21 protein-coding genes and 2 pseudogenes are annotated in these 23,563 nt (G+C 70.0%); 16 read left to right on the forward strand and 7 right to left on the reverse strand.

What is annotated here, in order from left to right; translation table 11 throughout:
* Positions 1-252: 252 nt before the first annotated feature.
* Entirely contained in the window at positions 253-1,059 is an 807-nt protein-coding gene (locus AQJ27_RS40050; RefSeq protein WP_067380265.1) for a DUF6348 family protein, read from the reverse strand.
* 1,084 nt (positions 1,060-2,143) lie between these two features.
* Between AQJ27_RS40050 and AQJ27_RS40055 the strand changes: the two genes are divergently transcribed.
* Positions 2,144-3,031, forward strand: a complete 888-nt coding sequence (locus AQJ27_RS40055) for a CHRD domain-containing protein (protein WP_079065598.1) — start codon at positions 2,144-2,146, stop codon at positions 3,029-3,031.
* A gap of 518 nt (positions 3,032-3,549) precedes the next feature.
* On the opposite strand, the gene gcvH is transcribed toward AQJ27_RS40055, so the two are convergent.
* Complete coding sequence (gcvH, locus tag AQJ27_RS40060) at positions 3,550-3,939, reverse strand: glycine cleavage system protein GcvH (RefSeq protein ID WP_079065599.1); 390 nt, start codon at positions 3,937-3,939, stop codon at positions 3,550-3,552.
* Positions 3,940-4,198: 259 nt separating this feature from the next.
* On the reverse strand, positions 4,199-4,600 hold the full coding sequence (gene tnpA, locus AQJ27_RS40065; RefSeq protein WP_079065600.1) for an IS200/IS605 family transposase: 402 nt from the start codon (positions 4,598-4,600) through the stop codon (positions 4,199-4,201).
* Between the two features lie 55 nt (positions 4,601-4,655).
* On the opposite strand from tnpA, the gene AQJ27_RS40070 reads away from it, so the two are divergent.
* From AQJ27_RS40070 to gdhA, 4 genes are all read left to right on the forward strand, one after another.
* A complete protein-coding gene (locus AQJ27_RS40070; RefSeq protein ID WP_167552140.1) occupies positions 4,656-5,936 on the forward strand; it encodes an RNA-guided endonuclease InsQ/TnpB family protein in 1,281 nt (426 codons plus the stop codon).
* Between the two features lie 82 nt (positions 5,937-6,018).
* The gene (locus AQJ27_RS40075) at positions 6,019-6,237 is read left to right on the forward strand and encodes a hypothetical protein (protein WP_067380271.1); all 219 of its coding nucleotides are present in this window, start codon (positions 6,019-6,021) and stop codon (positions 6,235-6,237) included.
* Positions 6,238-6,370: 133 nt separating this feature from the next.
* A complete protein-coding gene (locus AQJ27_RS40080) occupies positions 6,371-6,952 on the forward strand; it encodes a DUF6417 family protein (protein ID WP_067380274.1) in 582 nt (193 codons plus the stop codon).
* Positions 6,953-7,007: 55 nt separating this feature from the next.
* The gene (gene gdhA / locus AQJ27_RS40085) at positions 7,008-8,369 is read left to right on the forward strand and encodes an NADP-specific glutamate dehydrogenase (RefSeq protein ID WP_067380277.1); all 1,362 of its coding nucleotides are present in this window, start codon (positions 7,008-7,010) and stop codon (positions 8,367-8,369) included.
* Positions 8,370-8,492: 123 nt separating this feature from the next.
* On the opposite strand, the gene AQJ27_RS40090 is transcribed toward gdhA, so the two are convergent.
* Positions 8,493-9,947 carry a DHA2 family efflux MFS transporter permease subunit gene (locus AQJ27_RS40090; RefSeq protein WP_067380280.1) on the reverse strand — a complete coding sequence of 485 codons (1,455 nt, stop codon included), beginning with the start codon at positions 9,945-9,947 and terminating at the stop codon, positions 8,493-8,495.
* A 126-nt stretch (positions 9,948-10,073) separates the two neighbouring features.
* Between AQJ27_RS40090 and AQJ27_RS40095 the strand changes: the two genes are divergently transcribed.
* Both AQJ27_RS40095 and AQJ27_RS60975 read left to right on the forward strand, forming a co-directional pair.
* Entirely contained in the window at positions 10,074-10,526 is a 453-nt protein-coding gene (locus AQJ27_RS40095) for a MarR family winged helix-turn-helix transcriptional regulator (protein ID WP_067380282.1), read from the forward strand.
* Between the two features lie 78 nt (positions 10,527-10,604).
* A pseudogene (locus AQJ27_RS60975) lies at positions 10,605-10,877 on the forward strand (alcohol dehydrogenase catalytic domain-containing protein); the annotation flags it as partial.
* A 355-nt stretch (positions 10,878-11,232) separates the two neighbouring features.
* Here the strand turns inward: AQJ27_RS60975 and AQJ27_RS59225 are convergent.
* A pseudogene (locus tag AQJ27_RS59225) lies at positions 11,233-11,332 on the reverse strand (dihydrofolate reductase family protein); the annotation flags it as partial.
* Between the two features lie 112 nt (positions 11,333-11,444).
* The gene (locus AQJ27_RS40105) at positions 11,445-12,095 is read right to left on the reverse strand and encodes an IclR family transcriptional regulator (RefSeq protein WP_235613889.1); all 651 of its coding nucleotides are present in this window, start codon (positions 12,093-12,095) and stop codon (positions 11,445-11,447) included.
* Positions 12,096-12,547: 452 nt separating this feature from the next.
* On the opposite strand from AQJ27_RS40105, the gene AQJ27_RS40110 reads away from it, so the two are divergent.
* From AQJ27_RS40110 to AQJ27_RS56750, 6 genes are all read left to right on the forward strand, one after another.
* Complete coding sequence (locus tag AQJ27_RS40110) at positions 12,548-15,424, forward strand: AfsR/SARP family transcriptional regulator (protein WP_067380293.1); 2,877 nt, start codon at positions 12,548-12,550, stop codon at positions 15,422-15,424.
* A gap of 604 nt (positions 15,425-16,028) precedes the next feature.
* The gene (locus AQJ27_RS40115) at positions 16,029-17,954 is read left to right on the forward strand and encodes a RiPP maturation radical SAM C-methyltransferase (protein ID WP_067380296.1); all 1,926 of its coding nucleotides are present in this window, start codon (positions 16,029-16,031) and stop codon (positions 17,952-17,954) included.
* Positions 17,936-18,526, forward strand: a complete 591-nt coding sequence (locus AQJ27_RS40120; protein ID WP_159064519.1) for a DUF5825 family protein — start codon at positions 17,936-17,938, stop codon at positions 18,524-18,526. The genes AQJ27_RS40115 and AQJ27_RS40120 overlap by 19 nt, the downstream gene beginning before the upstream one ends.
* A 43-nt stretch (positions 18,527-18,569) precedes the next feature.
* Positions 18,570-18,911: a hypothetical protein gene (locus AQJ27_RS40125; RefSeq protein WP_067380302.1), complete on the forward strand. Its 342-nt coding sequence runs from the start codon at positions 18,570-18,572 to the stop codon at positions 18,909-18,911.
* Positions 18,904-19,851, forward strand: a complete 948-nt coding sequence (locus AQJ27_RS56745) for a hypothetical protein (RefSeq protein ID WP_067380305.1) — start codon at positions 18,904-18,906, stop codon at positions 19,849-19,851. Before AQJ27_RS40125 ends, AQJ27_RS56745 begins: the two co-directional genes overlap by 8 nt.
* On the forward strand, positions 19,848-20,630 hold the full coding sequence (locus tag AQJ27_RS56750) for a class I SAM-dependent methyltransferase (RefSeq protein WP_067380307.1): 783 nt from the start codon (positions 19,848-19,850) through the stop codon (positions 20,628-20,630). The genes AQJ27_RS56745 and AQJ27_RS56750 overlap by 4 nt, the downstream gene beginning before the upstream one ends.
* A gap of 30 nt (positions 20,631-20,660) precedes the next feature.
* On the opposite strand, the gene AQJ27_RS40140 is transcribed toward AQJ27_RS56750, so the two are convergent.
* A complete protein-coding gene (locus AQJ27_RS40140; protein WP_079065602.1) occupies positions 20,661-21,974 on the reverse strand; it encodes an MFS transporter in 1,314 nt (437 codons plus the stop codon).
* Positions 21,975-22,057: 83 nt separating this feature from the next.
* Between AQJ27_RS40140 and AQJ27_RS56755 the strand changes: the two genes are divergently transcribed.
* The 3 genes from AQJ27_RS56755 to AQJ27_RS40150 all read left to right on the forward strand — a co-directional run bounded on the left by AQJ27_RS56755 (position 22,058) and on the right by AQJ27_RS40150 (position 23,558).
* Positions 22,058-22,225, forward strand: a complete 168-nt coding sequence (locus AQJ27_RS56755; protein WP_159064520.1) for a hypothetical protein — start codon at positions 22,058-22,060, stop codon at positions 22,223-22,225.
* 179 nt (positions 22,226-22,404) lie between these two features.
* The gene (locus AQJ27_RS40145) at positions 22,405-22,863 is read left to right on the forward strand and encodes a hypothetical protein (RefSeq protein WP_067380311.1); all 459 of its coding nucleotides are present in this window, start codon (positions 22,405-22,407) and stop codon (positions 22,861-22,863) included.
* A 29-nt stretch (positions 22,864-22,892) separates the two neighbouring features.
* A complete protein-coding gene (locus tag AQJ27_RS40150) occupies positions 22,893-23,558 on the forward strand; it encodes an iron-containing redox enzyme family protein (RefSeq protein WP_096240448.1) in 666 nt (221 codons plus the stop codon).
* The last annotated feature ends 5 nt before the right edge of the window (positions 23,559-23,563 follow it).

The following is a 23,563-nucleotide window of genomic DNA, read 5'->3' on the forward strand; positions in this document are numbered from 1 at the left end:
CGACCGTCACGCATCTTTGCCCGGACCAAGTCCGGCCGGAGGAACGGCGACGCCGGAGAGCAGACTGACCTGTGTCAGCCTGCTTGATCCAGTCGCGGTGGAGGGGTCCCGGCGAATGACGGACGTACGTTGGGCCTCCTCAAGCGCGTCCCACGAAGGAGCGGAGTTTCCCGGTGAACCGCGGTAGGCCGGTGTCGTCGATTTGGGTGCTTATGACCGGTTCCCGCCGACGCGTCACTGTAAGTATCGCGCTCACGTCGGCTGGTTCCCGCAGCCGCAGGCGCGGGTGTGGGTGAGGTCCAGACGGGCTGGCGGATACAGCGGCCCGGTTCCGTCTTCCGGCATGGGGAGCAGCAGGGCGTAGGCGCGGACCATCGTGAACGCGTGGGGTTCGGGCAGGTCCATGGCCGCCAAGGCCGCGGAGGCCGCTTCGTGACGTTCCCCGTTGACGCGGATCTCCGCCTGCATCTTGCCGGGTTGCCCACCGTAGAAGACCTTGATGCCGTTGAAGAACGGCGATTCCAGGTCTGCCGTGAACGTGTCCGCGATGTGGTGGAGCACGTTCGCGTCGACCAGGGAATTTTGCAGGCGACGGTTCTCCTCGGCGTCGACGCCGAGGCCGACGGCCCCGGAGGCGATGCAGTGCCACCCGGGAACGCCGCGTTCGTCATCGGGACCGGCATGGTCGGCGAAGTGCTGGCGCCGGTCCAGGAGTTCCAACATGCACGCACCGGCGGTTTGCACCCATGTGTCGGCCGCCTTGGGGGCGTCCCCGGCGATCGCCACAACGCAGTCCATGAAGCACGGCACGTCGGGCTGGAGGCTCGTGTCCGGCAGCGCGACCAGGTCGTAGTGGTGGGGACCGCCGTGCACGGGCGGCATCACGCCGATCGCCCACCCGTGCGGGCTGCTCAAGGAGTTGCCTTTCAGCTCGGTCCCTTCCGTCACACCCGGCGCGTACCTCTCCAGACTGGCCTTCACCAGAGCGAGGAACTCCAGGTCCGGCAGGCGTTCGGGCGGCGGTTCGGCGTCACGCGCTCGGCGACGTATCCAAGACATGCGGTGGATCTTAGAACGCCGTCATGCTCCCGGGGGTGCGTCCCCGTCCGAACGCTCCGCTGTGGCTTGTCGCGCAGTTCCCCGCGCCCCTGGTGCTATGGCTCCCCCGGGGACCCGTCGCCGTCCCGCGGTCCGTCGTAAAGCCCTGAGGCAGCCGCCCAACCGACTGACCTTGCGCGCCGCGCATTCCGTCACCCCGAGCACCGCATTTCGTCGGTTGCCCCCGCTGGGCGCGGAAGCTCGCCCGTGCTTTCACGGGCCTGGGCTCGCTGCCATTGCCACAGCCCAGCTCCCGTGGCCAACCCGGTTCCTGTGGAGGCGAGAACGCCCACAGCTCACCTTCGACGGCCGCCTCTCTGCAGTCCGCCGGCGACCACAACAGAAGCCCCGCCGCATCGGTCGTGGACCCCGGCAGGAGGCGCGCACATGAGCAGCGTCCACCGTCTGGTCCTCCGCTCGGGGGACACCGTCCGGCCCGGGTCGTGCGGCAGTTTTGACAGGACAAGCGAGACGCCTGGACGCGTGCTCGCACGGGTGGCGGGTTGGTGCGGGGCCGGCAATCGGCCATGAGTACCTCTTCCTCCCGCACGACGCAACGGATGCGGACAGGGGGCACACCCTGTTCGTCGAACAGCACGTCGGCTGTGGCACTTGACACCCCTCAATGCCGCGCCGCCGTGGGAAAGGTGCCGTATGGCCGAGCTCGGCTTGCCCGAAGGTAACGTGGCCTGCCTCTTCGACCTCGACGGGGTGGTCACCAAGACGGCTGTGGTACATGCGGCCGCCTGGAGGAAGTCCTCTTCCCCCTTCGCCTTCCCCCACCCCCGCCAGACGGCCCGCGCACCCCCCATTTCGTCCTGCAACACCGGATGCACGAACCACACACCGAGGGGTGCGCCGCCTGAGGGCAGTGAGATGGCACCGCCATCCTGCATGCCGCGACCAGTGGAGTGGATTCCATTGCGGATGCGCGTACAACATGCCGAAACAGGTAAAACCCCCCATTGAGATCACAGCGGGAACGGGTCTGCCGACCCTGCTCGTACGAGCCGCTGACACCACACTGCCGAAGTAAGGGATCCCCATGTCCACAGCCATCCGGCGTGCGACCTTCGCCGTCATTGCCATAGCGACCGCATTGGCTGCTACCGCCTGCTCGTCCTCGTCCTCGCCGTCGGCGGCCGCCGCGGCTTCGCCGCTGGCTGCTGACTCTGCCTCGCCGTCCGTGTCGAAGGGCGCCTTCTCCTCCGCGAAGGTCGCAGTCAAGGCCCAGCCGGTCGGCACAGTCAAGCTCGGCCTGCCGGGCGGAAAGGTCTCCGCCGCGTTCGACATCACCGGTCTCGCACCCGGCATCAAACACGCTGTCGACATAGTGCCGGGCAGCTGTGCCCGACCGCAGTCCGGCTCCGCGTTGGTGTCCTTCCCGACCGTCACCGACGACGACTTCGGCAACCTCAAGACCACTGTCCAAAGCACGCAGTCAGGACTTCGGGGGCTGCCCGACAACGCGGTCCTGGTAGTACGGCTGAGCGACGGCGACTCCCAGCAGCAGAAGGAACCGATCGCGTGCGTGCCGCTGCCCAGCGGTATGCCCGGCAACTCACCCGTGAAGGTGCAGCCTGTCGGCTCCACCAAGAGGGAGGGCGACGCCACCGTCGCCTACAACGCCGCCACCAAGACCTACACCGTGAAGGTGAAGGCCACCGGACTGGCACCGAACTCCCGGCACGCGGCGCACCTGCACCAGGGCACGTGCACCAAGCAAGGCCCGGTCCTGGTGATGCTCGGAGACCTTACCGCCGATGGCCAAGGCGTCATCGACCAGACCGTAAAGGTCCCCAATCAGTCCGCCCAGCTGACCGGCGCAACCTACCTCAACATCCACCTCGGCGACGGCTCTCAGATCCTGTCCAAGGACAAGAAGCCCACCCCGATGTTCCAGCCCATTCTGTGCGGCCCCGTCACTACCTGACCACTCACCCTGGGCAACACCGCGGGCTGCGCCTGCCGTAAACCCCATCCATGCTGGTCACGCCGCATATTGGTACTTGTGCAGGATGCCGCCGAGCCGTTCGTGTCGACGTATGTCGAGACGGATGATCTTCTCCGGATAGGTGATAGGTGATAGGTGATCGGTGCGGGCAGCGGGCGCACGGGGCGGCGTTCGCGGCGCCCTGATGGGGCCGATGGCCGGATGAGGAACCGGGCCTGGCAGCCCGCGTCCTCGAGGTCCATGACCAGATTCCATGCGGCCTGCGCCACGACGGAAGCGCTCGGGTGCGCGGTCGCACCCAAGACCCGGATCCGTCAGTTCGGGCCGGCCGATAGTGCTCACGCCCCCTTTGGGTCGGCCTCGACCAGGGCGCCGGGCCATGGCTTCCCTCTGGCCATCGTCGAAGACGTCGGCATCCGCCCATAGCGGTACGTCCCGCCGCCCGTGACTGCGAGGGATGCGGCGGGGCCTGGCCGGGCCCCGCCTCGCGTGAGGGGTCAGTCCTCGGACGTGATGTAGGCGTCGTACTCCTTCGCGCTCAGCAGGCCGTCGGAGCTCGGGTTCTGCAGGCTGATCTCGATCAGCCATCCGTCGCCGTACGGGTCTGTGTTGACCAGCTCGGGTTCGTCGTTCAGCCGATCGTTGCGTGCGGTCACCTGGCCGGCGGCCGGCATGAAGAGCTCGGTGACAGCCTTGACCGATTCCGCGGAGCCGAACGGCTCGTAGGCGTCAAACCGGTCGCCGATGTTGGGTTGTTCCACATAGACGAGGTCGCCGAGCTGCTTTTGGGCGTGGTCGGTGATGCCGACGCGGGCCTTGCCGCCGGTCATGGTGAGGAGCCACTCGTGGTCCTTCGTGTATTTGAGGTCTTTGGGGATGTTCGTCACGCCCCAAGACTGCTACACACATGCACATAAAGTGACAAATGTGACATGCTGGTGTGGGTGTCGCCTGGAGAATTCCCTCCCGCGGGCTCGAGTCCCCGGCGCCGGGCATGTCAGGCAGAGGACCGGCAGAAGTGCCTCGCGGCCGGCGTGTAAGCATCTACCTCTGATCTTGGCCAGTGCTCCGTCGTTTACGGCGAGGGTGAAGGCCATCTCGGAACTGCTCTGACTCGCGTGTGAGCATGCGTCTGTGCTGTCTGCCTCAGCTCGTGGGGCGCTGCTGGTCCTCGATGTACTGGCGTACGACGGTCAGCGGTGCTCCGCCGCATGAGCCGGCGAAGTAGGAGCCGGACCAGAAGTGCCCGCCCCACAGATACCTGTGGACGTGGCTGTCGTACTCCTGGCGCAGGCGTCGGGATGAGACGCCTTTGAGGCTGTTGACCAGTTTGGAGAGCTGCACCTTGGGCGGGTAGTGCACGAGGAGGTGGACGTGGTCCTGTTCTCCGTTGAACTGCTTCAGCTCGGCCTCGAAGTTGGTGCAGACCTCGCGCATGACCTCCTCGCAGCGGGTCAGCGTGGCGTCGGTGAACGCCTTCCGCCGGTACTTGGTGACGAAAACCAAGTGGACGTGCAGGTTGTGCACGACGTGACGGCCGGTGCGCACATCGGGGTTTGGATTCCAGCGTGGTGACCTAAACCAACACCGTAGTGTGTCGTCCGTGAGTGATCGCGGCTTGGAGACGCGGCAGTTCGGGCACCGCGCCCGGCTTGCGCTGTCCCCTGCCCTGGCGCTCAAGGCTGACGATCAGGCGCACGCGGCCCGCACGGTGTGGAATCTCCTGCACGCCTGGTGGCAGATGATGCCGAAGGAGAAGCGGACCCTGGCGGACGCGGACGCCGCGATCCGCCAGGCCCGCAGGGACGTCGACTTCCTCGCCGTCCTTCCCGCGCAGGCCGCGCAGGCGGTGTTGAAGACGTATTTTCAGGCGTGGAAAAACTGCTGGGACGGCCGGGCGGACGCCCCGAACTTCAAGGCCCGTTTCCGCAGCACCCTGACCGTTGATGTGCCGCAGGGCAGGGATCTGAACATCGTCCGTGTCCATCGCCGGTGGGGCATGGCCAGTCTGCCGAAGATCGGCCGCGTCCGTTTCCGCTGGACCAAAGACCTACCCGTCGGCAAGCAGGCCGGCAAGGAAAACCGCATCACCGGTGCGCGCCTGGTCAAAGACACGCTCGGCTGGCACATCGCCTTCCGCGTCCAGACCCTCGAAAAGGCGCCGGAAACGCACCAGGGGCCGGAGGTCGGCATCGATGTCGGTATCACCGTGCCCCTGGCCCTCTCCGACGGTGAGACGTACAAGCACGGACAGTGGCTGACCAACCGGGAACAGGCCAGGCTCCTGGGCCTGGAACAGCGCGCCGCACAGCGCAAGAAGCACCGCAAGCCCGGCGAACGCACCTCCCGCCGGCTGCACCACACCTACGACCAGATCGCAGGACTGCGCGCGAGAGCCAAGCGCCGGGCACTGGACTGGCAGCACAAGACCACCACCGACATCGCCCGCACGTACAGCGTCGCGGTGGTGGAGGCATTGCAGATCACGAGCATGGTCAAGTCCGCCAGAGGGACCATCGAGGAGCCGGGGAAGAACGTCGCCCAGAAATCCGGGCTGAACCGCTCGATCAGCGGACAGGCGTGGGGCCGCACGGTCACCATGCTGACGTACAAACTCGCCCGCCAAGGCGGAACTTTGGCCAAGGTCCCCGCCCCGGGCACCTCCCGACGCTGCTCCGCGTGCGGCCTCACCACACCCGGCAGCCGGGAGACCCAGGCCTTGTTCGTGTGCAAGAACTCCGACTGCGCATGGTCCGGCAACGCCGACCACAACGCGGCCCGCAACATCCTGCACCTGTACCGGATGGGCCTCGCGCTCATCCCGGCTGCCGGGAGGGCAGTCGCCAGGCGCGCACCGCGCGTCAAGCCCGCCACCGCAAGGTAGGCGGGAATCTCCCTGCTTCAGCTGGGAGAGCACTTCAAGGTCGGCGGACACGAACGGGCACAGGCCCACGCGGGGGAGTGGGGTGAGGGGTTGGGAGAGGGCGCTGTCGGTGCTGGAGGCGCTGTGTGAGCGCGGGCAGGCGGCCGGGCACGGCTGGGCGCTGGACACGGAGCTCCTCCCGGCGCACCAGCGGCAGGTGAACGCCCCGGAGAACCAGGGCCTGGTGGAGCTTGCCGGGAGCGAGGACCGCGCGGAGCTGTCGGCGCTGGAGGGTCGGCCCGTGCGGTGGCGGCCCGTCTGACGCCGTAGGGCCACGACAGCCTCGCCTACGCCCAGTCCCGTCCCCGGCCCGAGTCGACGTCCGGTGAGGCGGATTCGGACCGGCAGCTGGTGGAGCAGTTCCGTTCGGCGTCGTGTGATCACGGGATCAAGCGGTGGCAGCTGCATCTGAGCTGCATCTGACGCCAGAGCAGATCGCCTCCGTGGCCTACAGGTTGGGGCTGCACCGGATGACGGGCTCCGCCGCGGAGGCCAACCGCTTCGGCCGCGAGTGCGGCGTCGTTCACAGCCCTGCCCGGACCGGGGGCCGGTCGTCGAGCCGCCCGCCGGCGCGGGCCCGGTGCGTCTTCTCCCTGTCGTATGCCGGAGACCTGGTGCCGGCCGCCTTCGCCGCCGTACCGGTGGGCGTCGACGCCGAGCAGGTCCCCTCGCCCGCGACGGCGGCGGACGTGGCGGGGCTGCTCCACCCGTGCGAGCGCGCCGAGTTGTCCGCTCTGCCGGGGCACGAGCGCCCGACCGCGTTCGCCCGTTGCCAGGCGCGCGAGGAGGTCTGCCTCAAGGCCACGGGCCAGGGGCCGGCCGAGGGCGCGGTGGAGCCGTACGTCGGCTGCGGCCCCCACGCGTCTGCCCCTGACGGCTGGAGCGTGCACGACCTGGCACCGCGTCCCGCAACGGCGGCGGCACTGGCGTTGCGGGCGGGGCCGGCCGGGCCGAGCGCTGCTTTGCCGGGGCCCTAGCCGGGCGGAGTGTACTGACGCTCGCTCATGTGCCATCGGCCCGGAAGGGGTTGCCATGACAGCATCCGCAGTATCCGCGCGGGACCACCTCACCGCCGTCCACGACGAGGTGGTCCGCCGCAGTCCGGCCCAGCCGGAGTTCCACCAGGCGGCCCGGGAGGTCCTGGAGACGCTGGCCCCCGTGCTGGCGGCCCGCCCGGAGCTGGGGGAGGCGGCCCTGGTCGAGCGGGTCTGCGAGCCGGAGCGCCAGATCCTCTTCCGCGTCCCCTGGCAGGACGACACCGGCCGCACCCACGTCAACCGCGGCTTCCGCGTCGAGTTCAACAGCGCGCTGGGCCCCTACAAGGGCGGTCTGCGCTTCCATCCCTCCGTCAACCTCGGCATCGTGAAGTTCCTCGGCTTCGAGCAGATCTTCAAGAACGCCCTGACCGGCCTCGGCATCGGCGGCGGCAAGGGCGGTAGCGATTTCGACCCGCGGGGCCGTTCGGACGCCGAGGTGATGCGGTTCTGCCAGTCGTTCATGACCGAGTTGTACCGGCACATCGGGCAGAGCACGGACGTACCGGCCGGGGACATCGGTGTCGGCGGCCGCGAGATCGGCTACCTGTTCGGGCAGTACCGGCGCATCACCAACCGGTGGGAGGCGGGGGTCCTCACCGGCAAGGGCGTCGAGTGGGGCGGCTCGGCCGGCCGTACCGAGGCCACCGGCTACGGCAACGTCCTCTTCGCCGCCGAGATGCTGCGCCGCCGCGGCGAGGACCTGCCCGGCCAGCAGGTGCTGGTCTCCGGCTCGGGCAACGTCGCGATCTACACGGTGGAGAAACTGGGCGAACTCGGGGCGCGGGCCCTGACGGTGTCCGACTCGGGCGGCTACGTCGTCGACGAGAAGGGCATCGACCTCGGCCTCCTCAAGCAGGTCAAGGAAGTTGAGCGCGGCCGGGTCGAGGATTACGCGCATCGGCGCGGCGCCTCGGCGAGTTACGTCCCCGGCGGCTCGGTCTGGGAGGTCCCCGCCGACCTTGCGCTGCCCTCGGCGACCCAGAACGAACTGGATGCCAAGGACGCCCTGGCTCTGGTGCGCGGGGGAGTGAAGGCGGTCTCGGAGGGTGCGAACATGCCCGTCACCCCGGCCGCCGTCCGCATTCTGCGCGACGCGGGCGTGGCGTACGGACCCGGCAAGGCGGCCAACGCGGGCGGTGTCGCGGTCAGCGCCCTGGAGATGCGGCAGAACAGTGCCCGCGAGAGCTGGACGAAGGAGCGGGTGGAGAGCGAACTGGCCACGGTGATGCGTGACATCCACGACCTGTGCTGGCACACCGCCGACCGCTACGGCGCCCCGGGCGACTACGCGACCGGCGCCAACATCGCCGGCTTCGAACGCGTCGCCGAGGCCATGCGGGCCCAGGGCCTGGTCTGATGCCGTAGCCCTCCCTCCCGCGAGAACCGCGCAGGTCGGTGCCGGCGCCCCTTCGGGATGCCGGCACCGGCCTTTCGTACGTGCGGAGTTGTCGCGGATGACGGCCCTGCCGTGCCGTCCGGTTCAGCGGCCGACGGCGGGCCGGCCCGCGCCTGCCGGGGCGCTCACCCCCGCCGCCTCGGGCCGTGCGGCGCGGCTGCGCAGCATCACACAGGCCGCCGCTCCGACGGCCAGCACCGTGAGCGGCAGCAGGGCCGTGGTGTGCAGGGTGGCGGTGAAGGCGGCGGCGTACGTCTTGCCGGTGGCGAGCTCGGCGGCGAGCCGCCCCTGCAGCAGGGCGCCGGCGGCGGCGGCGCCGACCACCGAACCGATCTGCCGCACGGTGTTGTTGACTCCGGAGGCGGCACCGGCGAGCTGCGGCGGGATGTGCCGCATGGCCTCGGTGGACATGGGGGCGATGATGCAGCCGACCCCGAGACCGGTGACCAGGGTGGCCGGGACGAACGCGTACCAGACGCTGCCGGGCGCGGCGATCAGCGTGATGGCGAGGATGCCGGCGGCGTAGCAGACGAGTCCGGTGAGCAGGACGTACTTGCCGCCGATACGGTCCGCCAGGCGGCCCGCGAAGGGCCCGACCGTCATGGACACCAGTGAGGAGGGCGCGAGCACCAGCCCGGCCTTGACGGCGCTGAGGTGCAGCACGGACTGCAGATACAGGTTGAAGGGCAGGACCAGGCCGAGCATGGCGACGGAGACCAGTCCGACCAGGGCGGTCATCGCGGTGAAGTTGCGGTCCTTGAACAGCGCGAACGGGACGAGGGGTTCACGGTCCTGGCGGCGCTGCTGGTGCCGTACGAACCCGGCGCCCAGTGCGCCCGCGACGGCGAGCAGCAGCCAGATGCCCGGACCCCACTGGTACTTCTCGCACTCCTGCAGACCGAAGGCCAGGCAGAACAGGGCGGCGGCGGACAGCAGCACACCGGTGAGGTCGAAGCGGTGGGTGCGCGAGGGCCGGATGTCGGGTACCACCAGGAACGTCAGAACGAACGCGGCCACGCCGACCGGCACGTTGACCAGGAAGATCCACCGCCAGCCCACGGCCGACACCAGGACGCCGCCCAGGGTCGGGCCGGACAGGGTGGCCAGCCCGGCGACCATGCCCCAGATGCCCATGGCGGTGCCGCGCCGCTCGGCGGGGAAGACGGCGACGATCACTGTCATGGTCTGCGGGGTGAGCAGCGCCGCGCCCAGACCCTGGACGATCCGGGCGGCGATCAGCGCGGTGGCGGTGGGTGCGAGCCCGCAGGCGATGCTGGCGAGGGTGAAGACGGCGAGTCCCGCCGCGAAGAGGGTCCGCGGCCCGCGCAGATCCCCGAGCCGGCTCGCTGTGATGATCAGTACCGACAGCGCCAGCGCGTACCCGCTGACTACCCAGAGCATCTGGTCCAGCGAGCCGCCGAGGCCGCTCATCATGTCCGGGATCGCGATGTTCACGATCGTCAGGTCCAGCAGGGTCATGAAGAACCCGAGCGAGAGCGTTACCAGGACGGCCCACGGGTTCCCTCGCCACTTGCGCACGGTTGTGCTCCTTCTCTTCGCCCCGGCGGTGCCCGGGTCTCCGCAACGACGGTAACCCATCTTTTTGTGATGCATCAAGAGAGATGCATCAAGCAAGATGTATCTCTTTTGATGTAATGTGGGCGCATGAACGGAGTAGAGCTGTTCCTCCTCGGACGCACCCTGATGAAGATCGGTGAAGCCGCGATCCCGGAACCCGAAGGCGGACTCGCCCGTTACAGCGGCAGTGTCCGGTCCGTCCTCATCGTCGCCAGTGACCTGGCCACCCACCCCGACAGCGCCGTCGGCGAGATCGCCGCCCGCACCGGCCTCCACCAGAGTCAGGTCTCCACCGCCGTCGCCCGCCTGAAGGAAGCCGGCGCCGTCATCACGGCCCCCGACCCGGCGGACCGCCGCCGCCTCCTGGTCCGCCAGGCCCCCCACATCTCCGGCCGTGTCGCCGAAGTCAGGGCGGGCGCCATCGACGACGCCCTCACCACGGCCCTCGACGACGCAACCCCCCAACAACTCAAGGAAGTCAAGGACGCCCTCGAGGTCCTGGCCCGCCACCTCACCCCGCACGCACCGGCGCACACGTAGTCATGAGCCGGCCGGCCACCGCAGACCGCCCGCGGCCGCAGGCCCACCCCGCCGGCTCCGCAGCGCCACCCGAACCCCCTGCAAACCGCACGCAAGCCCGCCACGGGAGCATCCGCCGCACGCGACCGACGCCGACCTCCAGAACGGAGATCCCGAGTCCCGTGCGAGCCATCGGCATCCACAACTTCGGCGCCCCGCACCCCCGGCATGGACGCCTCCGCAACCGTGGACGCCACCGGCCCCGGCACCGACTTCACCCCCGGCCAACGTGTGATGGCGTACGTCAACCCGCTACACCCGTACGGCGGTGCCCAAGCCGAATGCATCGTCACCCCGCAGGACCACGCCGCGCCCCTGCCGGACGAAGCGGACCTGCACGACGCGACCGGCCTTCCCATGAACGGCCTCACCGCCCACCAGGCACTGACCCATCTCGCTCTCCCCGTAGGAGCCACCATCGCCGTCACCGGCCTCACCCGGGCCCCGGGCGGCTACGCGGTCCAACCGGCCGCCTATCAGGGCCTGCGAGCGTCGCTAAAGCGCCGGGCTTGCACAACGGGCATCACTGGGTGTGATGCTGTGTTTGCGTCCAGCCCCATCCGGGTGATTCCGGGGAACGGGCAGGGACCGTTGAAGGGGCCCCGCGTCGCCACAACTCCCGTGCTCTGGCACGGATGTTGCGGGTGGCCCGTTGGGCCTTGCGAAGCAGGGTCTCGCCGCCGGTGCCCAGACCGTCCGGGCCGGGGTCGAGGCCCGGTGACGAAGCCGTCGAGGGATACCGCGATGTCAGCGATGATGCGAGTCATGTCAGGGCAGATGTGATCCGCCGCCCGAACTCGGCGCTCTCGCATGAAGCATGTGTGGGATGCGAACCCGACAGCCGCGGAGCGGAGGGTCGCCGGTCCGTCAGTTTCCGGTTCACCGGCCGCGCAGGCCCGCGCTGATCACGCGGCCGGTCTGCCGGGCGGCTTCCGCCAGCCGTTCCAAGCGGTGCGCGGGATCGGTCAGGACGCAGAGGGCCGCCACCGGGGCGCCGTCCGCTCCGAGCAGCGGCACCGCCGTGCAGCACACCCCGCTCGTCACTTCCTCCTCGTCGAATGCGGCACCCCGGTCCCGGATCGCGGCGGCCTCCTGGAGCCAGGACGCGGGAAGCGGCCCCAGCAGGGGGTTCGGATGGGCCCCGGCTACCAGCACCTTGCCCGCCGCGGTGAACCACGGCCAGGTCGTACCGGTCCGCAGCGGGACCGGCTGCTCGGCCTCGCCGGGACTCCACTCCACCATCAGGGTCTCGCCCCTCCACAGCACGGCGATCCCCGCCGTCATACCCGTGATCTCCACCAGACGCCGCACCGGTTCCCTCGCGGCGGACCGCAACCGGGGATGCGGCTGCCACTCGCGCCCGAGGCTGAACATCCGCAGGCCCACCCGGTAACTCCCGCGGCACCGCTCCACCGCACCCAGGTCCGCCAGCTGTTCCAGCAGCCGGTACGCGGTCGTCTTGGGCAGCCCGCATTCGGACGCCAGCCTGGTCGGCCCGGCCTCCACGGCCCGTTCCACCGCTTCCAGCAACGCGAAAGCACCTTCGAGTACGCTCCGTCCGCCCACGCCCGCCGCCGAAGGCGCACCAGCCGTGGCAGTCGCACCAGCCGTGCCTGCGGCCGCACCCGCGGACCCGGGCGCCGGTGCCGGTGCCGGTGCCGGTGCCGGTGGCGGCGACGGAAGATTTCCCGGCATGACCTCCGGCATGACCTCCGGCATGACCTCCGGCATGACCCCCGACCGCTGCACCGCCACCCGTATCCCCGGTGCGATCACTCCACGTCCGGTCACGCTCGCGCCTCCCCCGTCTGCCCGTTGCGCAGCCGGCAGGCGACGGCCCCTGCCGCCGTGCTCGGACGGGACGCGGTCATCGCCCGTCCGTGCGACCACGCCCCAGCAGACTGGCACTGGAGTGTGGCTTGAAACCTTGTCGAATGCTTGTCTCCCAGGGGAGGACGCTTCCCGGAGGGGAGGCAGACGACATGGTGGACGTGCAGTTGCTCGGTCCTGTGGAACTGTCGGTGGGGGGCCACGTGGTGGAGGTGGGCCCGCCGCAACGCCGTACGGTGATGGCTGCCCTGGCGGTGGACGTCGGCCGGCCCGTCGCCGTCGACGTGGTCATCGAGCGGGTCTGGGGCGCGCGTGCGCCGAACGGGGCGCGGGCCGCGGTGCACGCCCATGTCGCCCGGATCCGGCGGATGTGCGAACAGGCCGCCGAAACGGCGAGAGAGCCCTTACGCGTGGCGCGGCGCTCGGGCGGGTACCTGCTGGAAGCCCGCCTGGACCAGGTGGACGTGTACCGGTTCCGGCAACTGATCGACCAGGCGCGGGCGGTGGAGCGGAGCGACCCGGCGCGGGCGGCGCGGCTGCTGGGCGACGCACTCGGCCTGTGGCGCGGAGACCCCCTGTCCGGTCTGCAGGGACAGTGGGCGGCGCGGATGCGCGAGGCCTGGCGGCGGCAGCGCCAGGACGCCGCCGTCGGGTGGGCCCGCGCGGAGCTGCGCCTGGGTGATCCCGTGTCCGTCATCGGCCCGCTGACCGGCCTGCTCGGTGAGTATCCGCTGGCGGAACCCCTGGCCGAAGCGCTGATGCGGGCGCTGCACGACACCGGGCGAAGCGCGGAGGCGCTGGACTGCTACGCCGCCGTCCGAGAGCGGCTGGCGGAAGAGCTGGGTACGGATCCGGGACCGGCGCTGCGGCAACTGCACCAGGCGATCCTGCGGGGCCACCAGTCCGAGTCCGCTTCGCGGGCCAAGCCCCCGCTGCAGCCGCCGTCCGCGGGGGCGCGACCGGGTGATCGTCCCGCCCAACTGCCCATGGCCGTACGCGGGTTCACCGGCCGTGACGAGGAACTGGCCCGCCTCGCGGCGATCCTCGCCTCGGCGGAGGGAGAATCCGCGGCGGTGGTGATCTCGGCGGTGTCGGGCATGGCGGGGGTCGGGAAGACGGCGCTGGCGGTGCACTGGGCGCGCCGGGTGGCAGGCGCGTTCCCCGACGGGCAGCTGTATGTGAACCTGCGGGGATTCGATCCGCAGGGGGCGGCGGCGCCTCTGACGGAGGTGGTACGGGGGTTTCTGGACGCCTTCGGGGTGCGGCCCGAGCGGGTGCCGCCGGGCCTGGAGGCCCAAGTGGGCCTGTACCGGAGCCTGTTGGCGGGGCGGCGGATGATCGTGGTGCTGGACAACGCGCGGGACGAGGAACAGGTCCGTCCGCTGCTGCCGGGCGCGGTCGGCTGCATGGCGCTGGTGACCAGCCGGAACCGGCTGACCGGGCTGGCGGTGACGGAGGGCGCCCATCTGCTGGCGGTCGACTCGCTGAGTCCGGACGCGGCGCGGGACGTACTGGCGGAGCGGCTCGGGGCGGGACGGGTGGCGGCCGAGCTGGAGGCCGTGGCGGACATCGTCGCCTCGTGCGCGGGACTGCCGCTGGCGCTGGCGGTGGTGGCGGCCCGTGCGGCCGTACAGCCGGGCAGGCCGCTCAGAGCGCTGGCGGATGAACTGCGGCAGGCGGGCGGCCCGCTGGACGCACTGGACGGGGGAGAGGAGGCCAGCCGGGTGCGGGCGGTGTTCTCCTGGTCCTACAGCGCGCTCAGCACCGGCGCGGCCCGGATGTTCCGGCTGCTGGCGCTGCATCCGGGGCCGGACGTGGGACAGGCGGCGGCGGCCGCGCTGGCGGGGGTGTCGCCGGAACGGGCCCGGGGACTGCTGAGTGAACTGACCGGCGGGCACCTGCTGGTCGAGCACGTACCGGGACGGTACACGTTCCACGATCTCCTGCGGGTGTACGCAGGGGAGTTGACGGCCGTCTACGACGGTGAGCGGGTGCGGCGGGCGGCGCTGCACCGGATGATGGATCACTACCTGCACACCGCGAGGGCGGCCGATGTACTGGTGACCCCGCAGCCCCATCCGGTGGCGACGGGGCCGGCCGCGCCGGGGTCCAACGTGCAGGAGCCCGCCGACTACGGGCAGGCGCGGGCCTGGCTCGTCGCCGAGCACGCGGTGCTGCTGGAGATCGTGCGGCAGCCGCCGCCGGACTTCGACGGCCATGTGTGGCGGCTGGTCACGGTGCTGACGAGCTTTCTGGACCGGCACGGGTACTGGCAGGCCTTGCTGGCGGCCGGGCGCAGCGCGCTGGCGGCGGCCCGGCGCGAGGGCGACCTCGCCGGACAGGCGGGTTCCTACCGCGGTCTGGGGCTGGCGCTGGACCGGTTGAAGCGCCCGGGGCCGGCCCGGGAGCACTACCTGCGGGCACTGGAGCTGTTCGGCACGCTGGGCAGCGACGCGGGGCAGGCCCGTACACATCAGCATCTGTCGCGGATGTCGGGGGCACAGGGCCGCCCCCGGCAGGCGCTCGAGCACGCGTACCGGAGCCTGGAGCACTACCGGACGGCGGGCGACCGGGCAGGACAGGCCGCGGCGTTGAACCACATCGGCTGGCGGCAGGCCAACCTCGGCGACCACCTCGGCGCGCTGGCGCACTGCGAGCAGGCCCTCGAGCTCGCGCACGAGGCCGGGGACGTGGACGGGCAGGCCCACATCCTGGACAGCCTGGGCTACATCCATCATCACCTGGGCCGGTACCAGCAGGCGGTCGACCGCTACCGGCGGGCGGCGGAGCTGTTCCGCGCCACCGGCGAGCGCCACAGCGAGGCCGCCTGTCTGCTCTGCCTCGGCGACACACACCGCAGCGCCCACCAGCCCGACGCGGCCCGCGACGCCTGGACCCGGGCCCTGTCCCTCACCGGCGAACTCGGCCTGCCCGACGACGACTCCCTGCGCGCCGAAATCCTCGACCGCCTGAGTTCCGCGGCCACCTCCGGCAGGCCGTCCGGCCACATCCCGGTCCGGCCCCAGTAGGCCCGGGCAGCGGACCGGCCGTTTCGGGCCTTCGGTTCCGCTGAGCGGAACAGGGCACGACAGGCCGTTCCACGCCCACCACACTTCCGAAAGAGTGACGACGCGCTGGCGCTGTTTTCGCACCTTTCGAGTGCCGGTTCCATCGAGCGGCGGAGGGGAGGGAACATCATGGAGAAGACCGTCGTGGAGAACGACCCGCAGATCGACGATCCGGATTCTGCCCTGGTCACAGTGGGAGTCAGCGTCAGTTTCTGACGCTGTCCAGAAGGACCCCGACCGGATTCCCGCGGGGTCTTCCAGACGCTTCCGGTGCAACCCGAGGATCCGGTCGCACCGGAAGCGTTCAAAGAACATCGGCATGGCAGGGTCACCGCACCGGGGCGGGCCGCATGCCATGCCCGCCCTGTCACCATCGAACGGCCGGGGGAGGAGCGCCATGGAGAAGACCGTCGTGCACAACAACCCGCAGATGGAAAACCGTGAAGACGTCGATTCGACGATGATATCGGTGATGGTGTACGTCACCTTCTGACCAGCGCGGCCTCGCTTCCAAGCCTTGCTCCGTGCTTCCGCCCGGGAGACACGGGCTCACGCCGGAGGGCATATGAAGATCACGCTGGTCTGCATGCCGTGGGCCACGACAGCAACCCCTTCGCTCGCACTCGGGATCCTTTCGCGAAGGATCGCGGACACCTTCCCGGAAATCGAGACGAAGACCGTCTACGCCAACATCGAGTTCGCCGACTGGATGGACCAGCAAGGAGGACTCGGCGCCCCGGAGTTCAGCTTTTTCTCCCTGCACAGCTATTTCCTGGGATGCGGCGACTGGGTGTTCTCTTCCGCCCTCTACAAGGACCCCTCGTGGCGGGTCGACGAGTTCACCGCCGGACTGAGGGGAAAGATCACGGACAACCAGTTGGAGACCTGTCTGCGACTGCACCGGATCGTTCCCGATTTCATTGAAGCCACCGCACGCCAGATAGTCGCCGACGGTCCCGATCTCGTGGGCGCGACCTCGACGTTCCAGCAGAACGTGGCGTCACTCGCACTGCTGCGCCGGATCAAGGAACTGGCCCCCGGCACGACGACCGTCATGGGCGGAGCCAACTGCGACGGCCCGCAAGGGGACGCGCTGCACCGCAACTTCGACTTCCTCGACTACGTCGTACGCGGCGAGGCGGAGCGGACGTTCCCGCAACTTGTCGAGGCCCTTCACACCGACGGCGAGCCGGACACCTCGCACATCCCCGGCCTGTGCCGGCGCGACGGCGGCGCCAGCGTGAGCAACCCGTCCACCGAGCGGCTCCTTGCGCCGTCCGAGATCCCCGCGCCCGACTTCGACGCCTACTTCGAGCGCCTCAGGCGCTCGCGCGTGCAGTCCTGGTACGAGCCGGTGCTCGTGGTCGAGGGCGCGCGCGGCTGCTGGTGGGGCGAGAAGCACCACTGCACGTTCTGCGGACTCAACGGCTCCGCGATGACCTTCCGCAGCAAGAGCCCGCACACCTATCTGGAGGAGATCCTCACGCTCGCCGGGCGCCACCATGTGCTGGACTTCTACGCCGTGGACAACATCCTGGAGATGTCCTACCTCGACTCCGTCCTGGACAAGCTCGCCGAGGCCCCCTTCGACCTGCGCATCCAGTACGAGGTCAAGTCGAACATGAAGCTGTCGCAGATCGCCCAGATGCGTGCGGCGGGTGTGGTCAGCGTCCAGCCGGGCATCGAGAGCCTCAGCAGCCGCGTGCTGAAGATCATGGACAAGGGCGTGAGCGGCACCCACAACATCCGCTTCCTCCGGGACGCCGAGACCCACGGACTGTCGGTGGCGTGGAACTACCTGTACGGGTTCCCGGGTGAGACCCAGGACGACTACCTGCCCCTCATCGAGCAGTTTCCGGCCCTGCACCACCTCCACCCCAGCACCGGAGCGAACAGGATCGCGCTGGAGCGTTTCAGCCCCTACTTCGACCGCCCCGAGCTGGGCTTCGCCGACCGGCGCCCGAACCCGCAGTACCAGATCACCTATGACCTCCCGGAAGCCGAACTGGCCGACCTCGCCTACCTGTTCGACACCCCCGCCCAGGGCATCGACCGCAAGCTCGCCGAACGGCTCGCCGAAGCCCTTCAGGAGTGGGCCGACAACTACATCCGCAGCAGCCTGTCCTACGTCGACCGCGGCGACCGCATCACGCTCACCAACTCCCGGCCGGGCTTCTCCTGGCGGTCCATGACCCTGCAGGACCCCGTCGAGGCCGAACTGTTCCGCGCCCTGCACGACCCCAGGTCCGTCGCTCAACTGGTACGCCGCGCGGCCCAGGTCACTCGCGCCTGGGACGAGAACCGCGTCGAGGCTTTGCTGGGCGACTGGCGGCGACAGGGACTGATCTTCGTCGAGGCCGACCGTGCCGTCCACCTCGCCACCGAGGACGAGAACCAACTGCTGTGCCGCATCCGGCGCGACTCGCAGAGCGGCGGACCCGAACTGGCCCTGGAACTGGCCGAGGAGTCCACATGCGTGACGATCTCCTGACCCCGCCGTCCACGACCCCGAACGGCTCGCCCCCCGCGCGTCACGTGCACGACCTGTACGCGCGCGGCGTGCGGTACGCCGAACTCCACGAGCCCGTCAACCTGAGCTCGCCCACCCCCCGCGATCTGCGCGCCCTCGACTTCGTCCGGGTCGCCACCGCCCGCGGCCTGCTGGTGCGCTGGCAGCTGCGGGCAGGCCGGCGCGCCGACCCGGCCCTGACCGCACGCGACCTGACACACCTTCAGCCCCCGGCCTCCCTCGACGGCACCCGGCCGGCCGAACGCCTCACCGAGTGGCGCAACCGGTTCTACATCGGCCGCTGCGTCTGGCGCCGAGGCCCCGGCTTCGTACAGATCCGCGACCGGCGGGACGGAGTGCTGCAACGGTTCAACCTGCTCCAGCCCGCATACGTGCAAGCAGCGACCCTGCTGGAGCAGCAGCAGGTGAGCGGCGTCGATCCCGATGTCCTCGTGGCACTGCGCGCCGAGCACCTCGTGCTGGACCTCGGCGGCCTCGACTGGTGGGCTCCCTGCCTCATCGACCGGTGGCCCGTCCCGTCCATGGTCCTGTGAGCGGTACGCCAACCTCCTGACCCGACCTCCCGAAGGAGCCGGCATGGTCAATGACGTCGCGGCCGCGGTCCTCGCCTGCGGGGCCGTGGCCTGGCTGGTGTGGCGCGGCTTCTTCACCGCACCGGGGTCCTTCGGCTCCTGGGCGATGTTCTCCCACATCGGCGGCTACCGCGCCCGGCTGCACGACGTACGCGACGGGCGGCCCGTGTGCCCCTGGGAGTACGAACTGCGCCAGGACCACTTCGGCTCCCCGGAGGCGCTCGCCTCGCTGGTGCGCTACCTCGAAGAGGAACACGGCCTGCGCGTGGTCGGGGACGGCGTACTCCTGGTGCCTTTCGGCCACATCAGGATCGCGGTCAGAAACGGCAGGATCGTGCGTGCATGACCTGCTGCCGGCCGCTTTCCCGGTCCACGGCACGGCGTCCGGACCGGCGCTGTGCTGCTTCCGCCTGATCCTGGCAGCCGCCCTGCTGTGGAAGATCACCGCCGACCACGTCTACGGCATGGCGCGGTTCTTCGACCTCCACCCCAAGTCACTGGTGCGCTGGCGGTACGAGCAGGACGACATGGCCGTCAAGGTGCTGCTGAGCCCCACGGCGTTCAAGGTCTTCTACGCCGCCCGGGCCGTGGCGGTGCTGTGTCTGCTGGCGGGGGTGCTCACCCCGCTCGCCGCGGGAGTCGTGGCCGCCTGGTGCATGTTCGAGTTCACCTTCGACCGCAAGTTCAACATCCTCTTCCTGGGCATGATGTGCGTCCCCTTCGTCTTCGCCACCGGAGCCGACGCCTATCTGAGCCTGCAGTCGCTGCTGGACGCCCCGTCCCCGGCCGCGTTCTTCGATCCCGCACGGGCACCCGGGCCGGCAGGACCCTCCTGGCCGCAGGCCGCCGCCGTCGTGCTGATGTTCCAGGTGTACTGGAGCAGCGCCTGGTTCAAGGCCGCCTCCCGCCAGTTCACCAGCGGGGACACTCTGCAGAAGATGTTCGAGCAACTGGCCGCGCTGCGCGACGAACTGCCCCCGGGACGGCGCGAATACTATTTCCCCGACTGGTTCACGCGCCGTTTCGCCACCGCCGACCCCTCGCTCGCCACCCGCCGCTGGCTCCTGCCCTCACTGGCGACCATCGCCGTGGAGGCCGTACTCCCTCTCCTGCTGATCTTCCCGGCCACCTGGCCGGCGGGCGCACTCCTCGGCCTCCTCACGCACGCCGCCTTCACCGCACTGCTGCCCAAACGCCTCGTACCCTTCAGCCTCGCCTCGGTGGGCACCTATGTGCTCTTCCTTCCGCAGCACACGTTCGTGACCCTGATCGGAGGACTGATGTGACGGACCAAGCGGTATGGGCGCCCACCAGCTTCGGCGCCCGCGCGCACGACTACGACCGGCTGCGCCCCGGCTACCCCCTCGAAGCCCTCACCGGGGCCCTGGCCGCCCTGGACGCCGGCCCGCCGGGCACCGCACTCGACATCGGATGCGGAACCGGCAAGCTCGCGGCCGCGCTGACGACGCTCGGCCACGAGGTCACCGGGGTCGAGCCGGACGCACGGATGGCGGAGGTCGCCTCGGCAGGCGGGCTGGCCGTCGAAGTCGGCGCGTTCGAGACATGGGAGCCGGGCGGCAGGCGGTTCGACCTGGTGGCGTGCGGCCAGGCCTGGCACTGGCTGCGCCCCGGACAACGGACACAGAAGGCAGCACGGTGCCTCGAAGCCAAGGGCCGGATCCTGCTCGCCTGGAACTTCGGCTCCTACGTGCTGCGCGACGCGCCCCGTCTCAACGACGTCTATGCCTCTGTCCTCCCCGGCGGCCTGCCGGCCGGGCCGGGCGGCCGGGTCTCCCTGTCGGAGTCCGACCTCGACGGCTACGCCGAGGAACTGCGAGCCCACGGTTTCCGGCACGTGACCCAGACCGCCGTGCCCTGGCAGACCCGTCTCACCTCCCGGCAGTTCTGTGAACTGCTGGCCACCGAGAGCCGCCACCTCGCCCTGCCCGAGGCGCTGCGGCGGCGGCTGCTGGGCGAGGTGGCCGCCTTCCTCGACGCGGAGGAAGGCGGCCGGATCGGCGTGGACTACACCTGCCTGGTCGTGGGAGCGTCCGCCGCCGGGTGACGCCGCCGAACCCGGGGCGGGCGGCCCGTCTCACACGATGGTCTGCTCGTCCGGGTCGGTGCGGGACTCCGATTCCCCGCCGCTTTCCGGCACTTCGCCCAACTGGCGCACGACCGGCACGACATGGTTGGCGACTGCCAGCAGGGCCAGGCCGACGGCGATGGCGATGAGAGGCACCTGGACTCCGAGACCGTCCGCCAGCGCGCCGCACACCACGGGGGCGAGCCAGCCGCACGACTGCGAGGCCATGTTCGCCGAGGTCATGACGCGTGCGGTCATCGCGTCCGGAACCATCGCCACCATGCCGCTGGCGAACACGACGTTCAGCGGAGTCACGAAGAGGATGCTCGCGCCCAGACACAGGGCCGCCAGCCATGGCCGGGACGCCAGCACCACGATCCCGCCGACGCCCGCCGCGACCATCCAGGAGACGATCAGGATGATCCGGTAGCCGGACAGACGCCGCACGACCCATCCGGCGGCGAGCGCGCCGCCGAGGCCGCACGCGGTGGCGATCGACTCGGCCGCGCCGATCTGCGAGGGCGACGCGCCGTGGTGCCGCAACGTCACGATGAACATGAATCCGATCCCGGTGAAGAACAGGTTCATCAGCGCCATCCACACCAGTGCGTACCGAAGGAACGCGCTGCCTCGGATGAACGCCAGCCCCGCGCCCAGGTCGCGGCGCAGCGCAGGGCGCCCGGCGGGCCGGTCGGCGGCGTCGGGTCCCAGGGGGGTGCGCAGGAACAGGCAGGCGAGGGCGACGGCCCCGAAAGAGAGGGCGTCCACGAGGAACGGCGCCCAGCGCGCCCATGAGAACAGCGCCCCGCCGAGCGGCGCTCCGGCCAACTGCGCACCGTAGTCGCGTGCCTCGACCCGGGCGAAGGCGGTCCTGACCTGTGACGCGGGAACGATGCGTTTCACCAGTGGTGCCGCCGCGCCGGCGAACGCCGCCGACGCCAGGCCCTGCACCAGCGCCACGGCCGCGATCAGCGGCAGCCACAGGCGCCCGGCGGCCACGATCCAGAAGACGACACCCATGGCGGCCAGTTGGACCAGCGAGGACCCGATCAGCAGAGCACGTCTCGGATAGCGGTCGGCGGCCACCCCCGCGGGCAACAGACCGGCCACCAGACCGACACTGCCGCACGTACCGACGCCCCCGGCAGCGGCGGCGGACCCGGTGGAAGCCAGGACCAGCAACGGGAACGCCAAGGTGGAGACACTGGTGCCCAGCCTCGACACCGCCACCCCGGACCACCAGATGTTGTAGTCCCGGTTCCGCCACAGCGGGGTGGGCTCCGGCCCTTGTGGACCGGCTTTCCGTCCGTCGTGTTGGGCCACGGTTCAACGTAACAGCCGCCCACCGAAGCGTGTCGACCCGCGAGCAGACAAGAACAGACCAACTGGCCTCAGAGAGAGGCTAGTTGGCCGAATCCGTCACCGCGTCTCCAGAGGGCCTTCAGGGGTCCGGAGCCCCGCAAGGAGTTCCGGCCACCCGACAAGCCGAACTCCACCTGATCAAGCAGCGGATGCAGGCCGGGAAGGCCAACAAGGCCCGCCGCGGTGAGCCGGGCTTCGCCCTGCCGATGTGATACGTGCGCCGCCCCTCCGGGGATGCGGTGCTCGACCCGGACAAGCAGGTCCGCTGCGCGGTGCGGCTGGCGAGCGGTCGCAGTATGCACCAATTCCGCACTTACCTCCCGTGAGGCATCGCCGGGCCGGTAACGTGTCCAGTCCTGGACGGGCAGGACGCGCCGAGGGCGGTGGGGGCATGGATCCGGTGTCGGCGGCGTTGCTCGCGGAACTGGCAGGAGGCGCCGCCGGTGCGCTCGGCCACCAGGCGTGGATGGGGCTCACCTCGCTGGTACGCCGCCCGTTCGGGCACGGCCACGACGCATCCGCGCAGGCTCCGGCTGTCAGCACCGGAGAGGCGGAGCTGATCCGGCTTCAGGAGGAGCCCGGGGACACGGCGCGCGCACGGGCGTTGAGCACCGCATTGGCGACGCGCGCCGCGGTGGATCCGGAGTTCTCCGCCGACCTGCGACAGTGGCATGAACAGGCGAAATTTATGCGAACCAACGACGGCGACATCCACAACACGGTCAGCGGCGGCACCCAGTACGGGCACGTGGTGCAAGGGCGGGACTTCTCCGGTCTGACCTTCAACACCCCCGCCCCGCCTCCACCCCCGACCACCCCCGGGGCGGAGACGCCGTCGACGCAAGACTGAGCCGATCGGATACTGCGGAGGTGGACGCCATGTGCGCAACATCGCAACATCTGCGGAGCTTCGTGGACCAGCACAGGGTGCTTCGCCACCCCTTCCTCGCGTTGGTGGCCTCCGACAGGGCCGATCCCGAGCATCTCGTCGCCTGGGGGCTTCAGGAACGCCACGTGTCGTACGCCTTTCCCCGGTCCATCGGTCTACTGATCTCGTACGCCGATGACTTCGGCATGAGGACGGTGCTCGCCGAGAACCTGTGGGAGGAGTTCGGTGAGGGAAATCCCGACCAGGCCCACGCCGTGCTGCTCGACAACCTGCTCGAGTCGATGGGAGTCGACAGAGACCGACTCGACTGCCCTGCGACCGACGGGACGCTTGCGTTCCTCAAAACGCAGCGCGAACTCACGACGTCGAGCGCCTGGCGAGGAGTGGGAGCCTTCTGCTACGCGAACGAGTATCTGTCGCTCGCCGAATTCCGCCCGCTGGAAGCCGCCGTCCGATCCCGTTTCCCGGCAGCCGACCTCTCGTACTTCACCGAGAACATGAAAGCCGACACACGGCACACCGAACTCCTCGAGTCGCTGATCGACGCCGCGGCGGAAGTCCCCTCAAACAGGGCGGACATCGAGTACGGCGTCAGCGCGGCACTCGACGCGCGCTGCCGGTTCTACGACTCCCTGGTGCCGTGGGAAGCCGAGTGACGGGC

This window comes from Streptomyces olivochromogenes (assembly GCF_001514115.1).
Classification (GTDB): Bacteria; Actinomycetota; Actinomycetes; order Streptomycetales; family Streptomycetaceae; genus Streptomyces; species Streptomyces olivochromogenes.